The organism is Steroidobacter agaridevorans (assembly GCF_009932555.1).
Classification (GTDB): Bacteria; Pseudomonadota; Gammaproteobacteria; order Steroidobacterales; family Steroidobacteraceae; genus Steroidobacter; species Steroidobacter agaridevorans.
Window position 1 is genome coordinate 468428 of record NZ_BLJO01000002.1, and the last position, 9479, is coordinate 477906.

The window sequence follows — 9479 nt, forward strand, 5'->3', positions numbered from 1 at the left end:
CCAACGTTGGGTCGACCGGGCGCCGGAGCGCCCGGCCCGCCCAATTCCCAGCTGGCCCCCGCGCCCGCTGATCTGTGAGCTTGCCCGTATCCGCCGGCGCCGGGATTGTTACAATCCGCCGATAACGATTCTCCGCCCCTGCGCTGAACAACACGGAAACGACTTCCGGGCTCGCTCTTGCAACTCGAACGCTGGCACCAGATCAAGGATCTCTTTTCCGCGGCATTGGAACACCCCACTGCCGATCGATCGACCTTTCTCGACCGGACCTGCGGCAACGATATCGAGCTGCTGGCCCAGGTACGTTCGCTGCTCGATGCCCACGAAAGCAGTCTCGGCTTCATCGAGCGTCCCGCCGTAGAGCGCGCCGGCTTCGCCCAAGCGTTCGAGCCGTGGGACTGGCAGGGTCGGCGTTTGGGCAACTATCGCATCGTCAGCGAGCTCGGTCGCGGCGGCATGAGCCATGTCTACAAGGCGGTGCGCGACGACGATCAGTACTACAAGGAAGTGGCCATCAAGCTGCTGCGCCCGGGCCTCGACACGCAGGGCCTGTTGCAACGGTTGCGCGACGAGCGCCAGATGCTCGCCGAGTTGAGCCATCCGAACATCGCTCAATTGCTCGATGGCGGCGTCACCGAGACCGGCGCGCCATATCTGGTCATGGAGTACATCGAAGGCCAGCCCATCGATGAGTATTGCGAAGAGCGCGGACTGAACATCGCGGCACGCCTCGATCTGGTGCGCACCCTGTGTGGCACCGTCCACTACGTCCATCAGCACTTGATGGTTCACGGCGATTTGAAGGGCGGCAACATCCTCGTGACCAAGGATGGCGTGCTGAAGTTGCTGGACTTCGGCATCGCCAAACTGCTGAACGCCTCCGCCGACGCGTCCCAAACCATCGTCAACAACGTCGTGGCGATGACGCCGGCGTACGCGAGCCCCGAACAGATCCGCGGCGAATCCATCACCACCGCAAGCGACGTGTACTCGCTTGGGGTGCTGCTTTATAAATTGCTGGCAGGCGCGTTGCCGTTCGAAATGCCGGGCGAGCTGTTCGGTTGGGAAAGCGCCGCGGCGCTGGGGGATCGCCCCCCTCGCCCGCCCAGCGTCGCCGCCAGGCACGGAAACATCGCGTTTTATAGTCGGATCGCGATGCGTCTGCGCGGCGATCTCGATGCCATCGTGATGAAGGCCCTGGCCAAGGAGCCCGACGATCGTTACGGCTCCGCCGAACACCTTTCCGAAGACCTGCATCGCTATCAGCGCGGACTTCAAGTGCACGCGCATCCCGGCAGCCCGTTATATCGCACCCGAAAACTGGTGAGGCGCCACAAAGCCGCCACGGTTGCGACCATTTTGTTTGCCGTCGCGATCGTAGCCGGCGTCGTCGCGACGGCATGGCAGGCACATGTCGCGAGCAACGAGCGCGCACGCGCCGAGCGACACCTGGCGGAGGTGCGGAAGCTGACCAGCACCTATTTGCGAGATGTCTACGATGCGGCCGTGAACCTGCCGGGCGCCACCGAAGTACGCAAGCTGCTGGTGGAGACCTCCCTGAAACACATTGCTGCGCTGGAGAGCGAGTCCCAGGATTCGCTCGATTTCAAGCGCGAGCTTGCCCAGGCCTATCAGCGCTTCGGGGATGTGCAGGGAGACTATCTCGGCGCCAATCTCAACAATACCGAAGGCGCCGTGCAGAGCTATCGTCGCGCCCTGCACTTGCGCGAGCAGATCGCCGAGCTCAGCCCCACCCTGGCCGACCTGTCCCAGCTGCTCCAAAGTTACATCGCATTGAGCGAGCTGCTGGCGGCGCAAAGCAAGCTGGACGAGGCGATTCCGTTGGCCGAGTCGGCCAATACCATTGGCGCCAGGCTCCTCACCATGCCGGGCGCGGGCGACACCGAGCAGCGTATCGTGGCGAAGGCCCACGTTCTGCTCGGAACAAATCTTTGCACGATCGATCTACCTCGATCGCTCGCAGCCCTCGCCAAAGCGCGCCAGATCTACGAGCAGCAGCTGTCGAAGTACCCGAGCGCCGCCGACGCCCGCGGCGATATGGTCTTGATCCACGGCCGCATCGGGTACGCCTATGCGCTCAACGGCGACTACCGATCGGCACTCCTGCATTATTCGCAGGCATCGCAATTTGCCGAGCCGCTCGTGCGCGACTTTCCGGCGGATGCCGGCGCACTGCGCAGCGCGGCGTTCGCGCTGGTGGCGATCGGAGAGAACCAGAACCGTCTCGGCCGGCCCGATGAGGGACTCGGCAAGATCGAGCTTGCCCGGAAGCGCCTGGAACATCTCCAGCGCACGGATCCCGCCAATGAACAGGCGTCGATGGCCGTCGCTTATACACTCAATCAACTCGGCGAGAGCTACTTACTGAAGAAGCAACCGGACACGGCGCTGATCCATCTGAATCGAGCGCTGCAGCTGGTGACCGAAGCCGGGCCCACCAAACCGACGGACATTGCCGAGATCCGCATGCTCCCCGGCGAGACCAACTTCCGGATCGGCAAGGCGCACGCACAGCTGAACAATCAGGCCGATGCCGCCGCCTATCTGCAGGCCAGCCTCAGAAGCTTGCGCGACCTCACCAAAGATCCGGTCGTCGGCAATGACGCGCGCCGCCTCACCGAAGCGGCGAGGCAGCTGCTCGATTCCCTCAGCTGATCAGATCAGCACTTCGATCGCGGGCTCACGCAGATTGTAGGTCGAGCTCATCGCCCGCCCGTAGGCGCCGGCGGTGGCAATCAACAGCACGTCGCCTTCCTGCGTCGGCGGCAGCAGGCGGTCGTTGCCCAGCTGATCGCCCGACTCGCAGATCGGACCGACGACATTGAACACCTCGGTCGCGAGATCATCCAGTCGCGTGAGATTCACGATCTCGTGATGCGCGCCGTACAGCGCCGGGCGAATGAGTGAGTTCATGCCCGTCGCCACGCCGACGTAGTTCACTTCGCCCTTGCCCTTCAGCTGCGTCACCTGGGCGAGCAACACGCCAGCCTCGGCGACCAGATATCGGCCCGGCTCGATCCACAACGTGAGCTGCGGATGCGCCGCCTTCAGTGCGGCCAGCGTCTCGCCAAACTCGGAGAGCTGCACGCCCTGCTGCCCCAGCCGTTCCGGCACGCCCAAGCCACCGCCCAGATCGACGATACGCACGTCCTTGAAGCGCTGAGTGAGCGCAGTGAGCGTGTCGCCCACCGACTTCCAATTGTCGACTGTGAACACGCCGCTGCCGGTGTGCGCATGCAGACCGACAACTCGTGCCCCCGAAGCCTTCACCAGGCGCTCGAGCTCATCCATTTCGAACAACGGCACGCCGAACTTGGAGTGCACGCCGGCCGTGCGCACCTTGTCGTGATGACCGCGGCCATAGCCCGTGTCGATGCGAATGAACACATCGCGACCCTTGAAGACCTCCGGCCACGCCTTGAGCGGATGCAGGTTATCGAGCGTCACCCAGATGCCTTGCTGCACGCCCCACTCGTACTCCGCGCGAGGCGCGAAGTTCGGCGTGAACAGGATCTTCTGCCTGTCCAGCTTCGGCAGCGTCTTCATCACATGCTCGACTTCGGCGCGCGACACGCACTCGAAACCCAGGCCCTGCTCGGCAAACAACTTGAGAATGTCCGGATGCCAGTTGGCCTTGAGCGCATAGAACACGCCTTCGATGCCCGGCAGTGCGCGCAGTGCCTTCGCCTTCGCGGTGAGCGTCGCACGGTCGTAAACGAAGGCGGCGCTGTGCTCGCGCCCCAGCGAGATCAGATCGTTGCGACGGTCGTGCCACCACTGCTTCAGGTCGATCGCCGCCTTGTCCTTCGGACCGTACAGCTCTTCCCAGGTCGGGCCGAGCACGCGATCGGCGGTCATCTTCTGGATCGCGATGTCGTGCAGCCGCGAGACCAGGCGATCGCCCTGCCCCTCGTCGATCACGAAAGTGATATTGAGATCGTTGGCCGCCTGCGTCACCAGATAGATCTTCTGCTCTTCGAACAGCTCGAGCGCATCGCCCAGCCGGTGCAGGATGGCGCGAATGTTTCTTCCGACCAGGCTGACCGCCGCGCATGGGCCGATGACTTCGACGCGGCACAGCTTGCCGAGATCCACCATCAGCGCATCGAGCGTCGACTTGTCCAGCGTATTCGCGGCCGGATCGAGCGACACGGTGACACTGGTCTCGGACGTCGACACCAGGTCGATCGACAGGCCGTGATCCTTGAACACCTGGAAGGCATCGGCGAGGAAGCCGACCGAATGCCACATGCCGACGGTTTCCATCGACACCAGCGTGATGTTCTTCTTCATCGTGACCGCCTTCACCTGCGCGGCGACGTTGCCACCGTGCGTGGTGATGACGGTGCCTTCGAGCTTCGGCGTCTGGGTCGCGTAGACGTACAGCGGAATGCCGTACTGCTTCACCGGCATGATGCAGCGGGGATGCAGAACCTTGGCGCCGCTGCTCGCGATTTCCTGCGCTTCATCGTATTCGAGCGCACGGAGCAAACGAGCCGTCGGCACGGAGCGCGGATTGGCGCTGAACATGCCAGGAACGTCGGTCCAGATTTCCAGGCGACGCGCGCCCAACTTCGCCGCGAAATAGCTGCCCGACGTGTCGGAACCGCCGCGACCCAGCAGCACCGTATCGCCCTGTTCGTCGCTCGCGATGAAGCCTTGCGAGATGAACACCGTGCCCTGCGTGGACCAGCGACGCTGCAACTCGAGATCGGGCTCGTAGTTACACGTGGCGGACAGATAGCTCGAGCGCAGATTCGCGTTGCGACGCTGCTCGGCCTTGAGCACCGTGCGGGCATCGACCCACTGCACATCCAAGCCTTGAGACGCGAGGAATGCAGCGCCGAGTCGCGTTGCCATCAACTCGCCCTGTGCCATGACGCGAGCACGCAGACGCTCGCTCACTTCGCCGACCAGCGCGATGCCGGCAGCGATCTGTCGCAGACGTTTGAACTGTTCTTCCAGATCCTGGCTGGGCGTGACGCCGAGGTCGCGCGCCAGATCGCGATGGCGCTGCTCGATCTGGTTCATCACCGCCTGCGCTTCGTTGCCCAGCGTGTTGTGGCTGTCGAGCGAGACGGCAAGCAACTGCTCGAGCCGGTCGGTAATGCCCGAGAGCGCCGAGTGGACAATGACGGGGCGCAGGCCTTCGGCGAGCCGGTCGCGGACCACTGCCGCGATGTTTTTCCAATTCGCTACCGAGGAAACGCTGGTACCGCCGAACTTGAGCACCACCCACGGCGACGCCGCGGGCGTGGAATCAGCCATCGTCATTTTGGGAGCTCTTCTCAGTGTGAGTTAAAGGATTGGGGTCGCGGGCCAGCGCGCACCATCCTGTCTCCGGCCTCGAGAGCTTTGCCGGAAGGGTCAGCTGCAGGGGGCGCGGTAGCCAGTTGGCTCGCGCGGCACCTTACTATTCTTCTTCGAAATCGTTCAGTTCTTTCTTCAGGCGCCGGTCGGCCAAGACATCCTCGAGTTTGCTCCAGGCTGCTTTGCCTTTTTTCGCCGCGGCGTTGGCGTTGGGTCGGGCGCGTCGGGCGCCTGAATCGATGAACTTCTCGTAATTCGAGTCCTCGTCGCTTTCGGCGACGAAGTCATCATCGATATCGAAGTGATCGTCGTCTCTCTCCATCGGCCTTTCCTGAAAAATCCAGCCAAATCAACTACATCGGTAACCGGCAAGGCCGGAAGCCTGCGGACTATATACGACTCGCGGCGGTTTTCAATGGCTTGGAGGACAGGCGATTGAAATAGTTCGTGCGCCCTGGTACAGGCGTGCCCCGGCTGGACTGAGATCAGGCACCGTTACTGACGATGACCGGCGCCCCCCGCCCCAGACCCAGCGCCTCCGCCGCGCTCTGCTCCGCCCTGGCGATTTCGACGACGCCGAAGGAGTTGACGAGGGCCAGGAACTCCCCCGGGCTCACGTCCCCATAGGTGCGCCTGAGGGCAAAGCTATGGCCGCCGGTTTTGACCATGGGCCGGCGGAACGACTCGATCAGAGCGCCGTCGATATTGGTGATGAGGTTGCCGAAATGGTCGGTGGTGATGACCACGCCGGCCACCTGGTCGGCGGCCACCGTCGGCTCGTCCACCCAGGAAGGCACGATGTCGTGGGTTTCCGGTCCCAGGTCGGCCGGGGCGGCCCGCCGCCCGGCGATTTCCGCCGCCAGGGGCGCAAAAATGTCCCGCCCATGGAAGGTGGCGCTGGCCGCGGGCAGCTTGAACTTGCTCCCCGCATGGGCGGCATCGAACCGGTAGATCCTGGCGGCGGGCACCTTGGTCAGGATGGGCGCGAGCAGCCCATTGTCGGGCGCGAGGAACGCATGCCCGTTGGCGACCACCGCGACGATGTCGCGCTTGGTGCCGACCCCCGGGTCGACCACGGCCACGTGCACCGAGCCTTCGGGGAAGTAGCTGTAGGCCCGCGCCAGCCAGAAGCCCGCCTCGGCCGGCCAGTACACCGGCACATCGTGGGTCACATCCACGATCCGCGCCTCCGGCAACCGCGCCAGAATGCGCCCCTTCATGGTCGCAACGAAGGGCCCTTGCGGACCGAAGTCGGTGGTGAGTGTGATGACGCCGCAGGCTGAGAACATGATTGCGATGAAAGCGTATGAGAGTTCAGTTGCGATATTCGCAGCGACCGAAGTCTTGCACGATGACGTTGCGTTCGCTGGCGACCACTCGGAATGACGCGTCACCGCCACCGATGTTCCAGACATCCACACGCAATGTCTCGCCGGGATACACAGGGCTGGTGAAGCGTGTGTCGAGTTGTAACAGCCGCGACGGGTCGTCGCCGCACAGCGTCTTGATCAAGGCGCGCCCCGCCATGCCGTAATGACACAGCCCATGCAGGATGGGCCGGTTGAAGCCGGCGATCGCCGCGATCTCCGGATCGCTGTGCAAAGGGTTGTAGTCGCCCGATAAACGATAGATCAGCGCCTGATTGCGCGGGCTCTTGATCGTAATGGAATGATCCGCGCTCCGGTCGGCCGGAACCGCACGAGGCTTCGGCGCGCCTTCGCTCTTGCCGCCAAAACCGCCGTCGCCGCGCAGGAACGCCACGTTGCCCATGGTGGCCAACAAATCGCCCGTGGCGCTGTCGAAGAGCTTGCGCGTCATGTACAGGATCGCGCCCTTCGCCTTGCCCTTGTCATAAATCTCGTCGATGCTGAACTCGCCCTGCACCGTTCCCTCGGTCGGCAATGGCTTGTGCACGGTGAGCGTCTGTTCGGCGTGCAGCAACATTTTGTAGTTGATGCCGAATGCCGGATCGGCCAGCAGCATCGGCGCGGTCGCCAGCGTCACCGCCTGCATCGGCAGCGCGACCAGCGCTTTCTCGTAGACGTATTTGAGATCGCTCGCGTCGGTCGGATCGTCCGCGCCCACGCCCAACCCGAGCGCATACAGCATCGTGTCGCGTCGGGTGTAAGTGTGGCGCAGGGGCTCGAACTGCATGCTCTTCAGCTTGGCATAGTCGATCGGCATGGTCGCTCCATAACGCGGCAGTTCGTCGTTCCTGGGGATTGTCACCGAAACATTCCAGCGGCGCCATGACCGATGCCGTTACTCCACATAACTTTTGGTGCCAGCTTGCAGAAATCCAAAACGTTGGCGTAGCATCGGCTCCGCGCATGTGACTGGCGTAGATGGAACAACCATCGGGAAGCATGCGTGCAGGGGTCCTCCCTGCCGCGGCCGCTCGCCTGGGCACCAAGTCCACCCATCACTGGAGCGCCGCCATGCAGATCTCATTCGACTTGCTGCGATCGTCCGATCCCGATGTGTTCGATGCCGTGCTCGGCGAGGAACGCCGCCAGCGCGAAGGGCTCGAACTGATTCCGTCCGAGAACTACGCCTTCCCCGAGGTTTACGCCACCAACGGCTCGGTGTTCGCCAACAAATACGCCGAAGGCTATCCGGGGCGCCGCTACTACGGCGGGCAGCAATTCACCGACCGCATCGAGTCACTCGCCATCGAGCGCGCTAAACGTCTGTTTCGCGCCGAGCATGCGAATGTGCAGCCGCTCAGCGGCTCGCCGATGAATCAAGCGGTGTATTTTGCCTGCCTCACGCCGGGTGACACTGTGTTGGCAATGGATCTTTCGCATGGTGGCCATCTCACGCACGGTGCGCCGGTGTCGTGCATGGGGCGCATCTTCAATTTCGTTCGCTATAAAACCGTCGGGTTGGATGGTTACATCGACTACGACGCCGTGCTCGAGACTGCGAAGCAGGTGAAGCCGAAGATCGTGCTGTGCGGGCACTCGTCGTATCCGCGAGAGATCGACTATGCGCGGTTTCGGGCGATTGGCGATGCGGTGGGTGCGTTGTGTATGGCGGACGTCTCGCACGTTGGCGGCCTGATCGCCGGCGGCGCGTTGGCGAATCCGCTCGACGCGGGTTTCGATATCGTCACGACGACGACGCATAAATCCCTTCGCGGCCCTCGCGGCGGCATGATTTTGAGCAAAGCATCGCTCGCGCAGAAGATCGATTCGGCGGTTTTTCCGGGCATGCAGGGCGGGCCCCATATGAACGCCGTGGCGGGAATCGCCGTGACATTGAAACTAGCGGCCGAGCCTGCTTTCAAAGAATACGCAGCGCAGGTGGTGCGTAACGCTCGTGTGCTGGCTGAAGAGCTGGTTAGTCAGGGCTGCACACTCATCACTGGCGGCACGGAGAATCATCTGATCGTCATCAACACGGTGCAGTCCTTCAACATCGACGGCCGCGTCGCGGAGACGGCGCTCGATCTCGCCGGCCTCACGGTGAACAAACAAGTGATCCCGGACGATCCGCGCCCACCGCTGAAGCCCAGCGGCATTCGGTTGGGCACGCCGGCGCTCACGACACGCGGGATGAAAGAGGAGCAGATGAAACAGGTTGCGGCGTGGATGGTCCAGGCGCTTCGTTCGCCGGCGGATGAAGCGAGGCTTCGCGCCATCCACAACGAAGTTCGAGTCCTCTGCGCTCAGTTCCCCGTGCCGGGCCTCGACTAATGGCGTGCGCATCGGCGCCCCAGGCTTGGTGACTGACGGGCGTTATCTTTGTCGCAGCGGGCGCTAACGCCCTTGCGCACTCCTGGCGGGCTTAGCTTCGCGCTTCCGCTCGCGTTGCGCGCAGCTTTCGGCAGAGAGGGGGCTTCGCTTCGCATAGCGCTGTCGCGGTGCGCGCAGCCTGTCGGCAGAGCTGGGGCGTAGGTGGGGGTCTCGGGAAACTCGCGAGCGTCTTCACTGTCGGCTGACTTTGCTTCGATGGCTGCCGCACGATTTGGTCAGTGGCCGCTTCACCATAGGTGTCGCTCGCTGCGCGCTAACGCGCTGCGAGCTGCAACGCGCGTCCTCAGCTGTACAGCTAACGTGCAACGGCTTACTCGAATGGCGGCGGTGGCCGAGTCACCGTGGTTGCGAACTTCCCGAGACCCCCACCTTTCCCCAGCTCGAAGATGC

At 63.3% G+C, this 9479-nt stretch carries 6 protein-coding genes and 1 riboswitch; of the genes, 2 read left to right on the plus strand and 4 right to left on the minus strand.

Annotation, left to right across the window (positions count from 1 at the left end):
• Positions 1–177 precede the first annotated feature (177 nt).
• Complete coding sequence (locus GYH35_RS08920) at positions 178–2676, plus strand: serine/threonine-protein kinase (protein ID WP_161828205.1); 2499 nt, start codon at positions 178–180, stop codon at positions 2674–2676.
• On the opposite strand, the gene GYH35_RS08925 is transcribed toward GYH35_RS08920, so the two are convergent.
• From GYH35_RS08925 to GYH35_RS08940, 4 genes are all read right to left on the minus strand, one after another.
• Entirely contained in the window at positions 2677–5295 is a 2619-nt protein-coding gene (locus GYH35_RS08925) for a bifunctional aspartate kinase/diaminopimelate decarboxylase (RefSeq protein WP_202624178.1), read from the minus strand.
• A 139-nt stretch (positions 5296–5434) separates the two neighbouring features.
• The gene (locus tag GYH35_RS08930) at positions 5435–5653 is read right to left on the minus strand and encodes a hypothetical protein (RefSeq protein ID WP_161814915.1); all 219 of its coding nucleotides are present in this window, start codon (positions 5651–5653) and stop codon (positions 5435–5437) included.
• A gap of 163 nt (positions 5654–5816) precedes the next feature.
• Positions 5817–6620, minus strand: coding sequence for an SAM hydrolase/SAM-dependent halogenase family protein (locus tag GYH35_RS08935; protein ID WP_161828206.1), 804 nt, complete (start codon positions 6618–6620; stop codon positions 5817–5819).
• Positions 6621–6645: 25 nt separating this feature from the next.
• Positions 6646–7515 carry a MaoC/PaaZ C-terminal domain-containing protein gene (locus GYH35_RS08940; protein ID WP_161814913.1) on the minus strand — a complete coding sequence of 290 codons (870 nt, stop codon included), beginning with the start codon at positions 7513–7515 and terminating at the stop codon, positions 6646–6648.
• A 138-nt stretch (positions 7516–7653) separates the two neighbouring features.
• Positions 7654–7746: riboswitch (ZMP/ZTP riboswitch) on the plus strand.
• A 23-nt stretch (positions 7747–7769) separates the two neighbouring features.
• Between GYH35_RS08940 and GYH35_RS08945 the strand changes: the two genes are divergently transcribed.
• On the plus strand, positions 7770–9029 hold the full coding sequence (locus tag GYH35_RS08945) for a serine hydroxymethyltransferase (protein WP_161828403.1): 1260 nt from the start codon (positions 7770–7772) through the stop codon (positions 9027–9029).
• Positions 9030–9479 lie beyond the last annotated feature (450 nt).

Bases quoted from the DNA above. Each gene is read 5' to 3' on its own strand.
- GYH35_RS08940 (WP_161814913.1), bottom strand. From the start codon at position 7,515: ATGCCGATCGACTATGCCAAGCTGAAGAGCATGCAGTTCGAGCCCCTG.
- GYH35_RS08945 (WP_161828403.1), top strand. From the start codon at position 7,770: ATGCAGATCTCATTCGACTTGCTGCGATCGTCCGATCCCGATGTGTTC.
- GYH35_RS08930 (WP_161814915.1), bottom strand. From the start codon at position 5,653: ATGGAGAGAGACGACGATCACTTCGATATCGATGATGACTTCGTCGCC.
- GYH35_RS08935 (WP_161828206.1), bottom strand. From the start codon at position 6,620: ATGTTCTCAGCCTGCGGCGTCATCACACTCACCACCGACTTCGGTCCG.
- GYH35_RS08925 (WP_202624178.1), bottom strand. From the start codon at position 5,295: ATGACGATGGCTGATTCCACGCCCGCGGCGTCGCCGTGGGTGGTGCTC.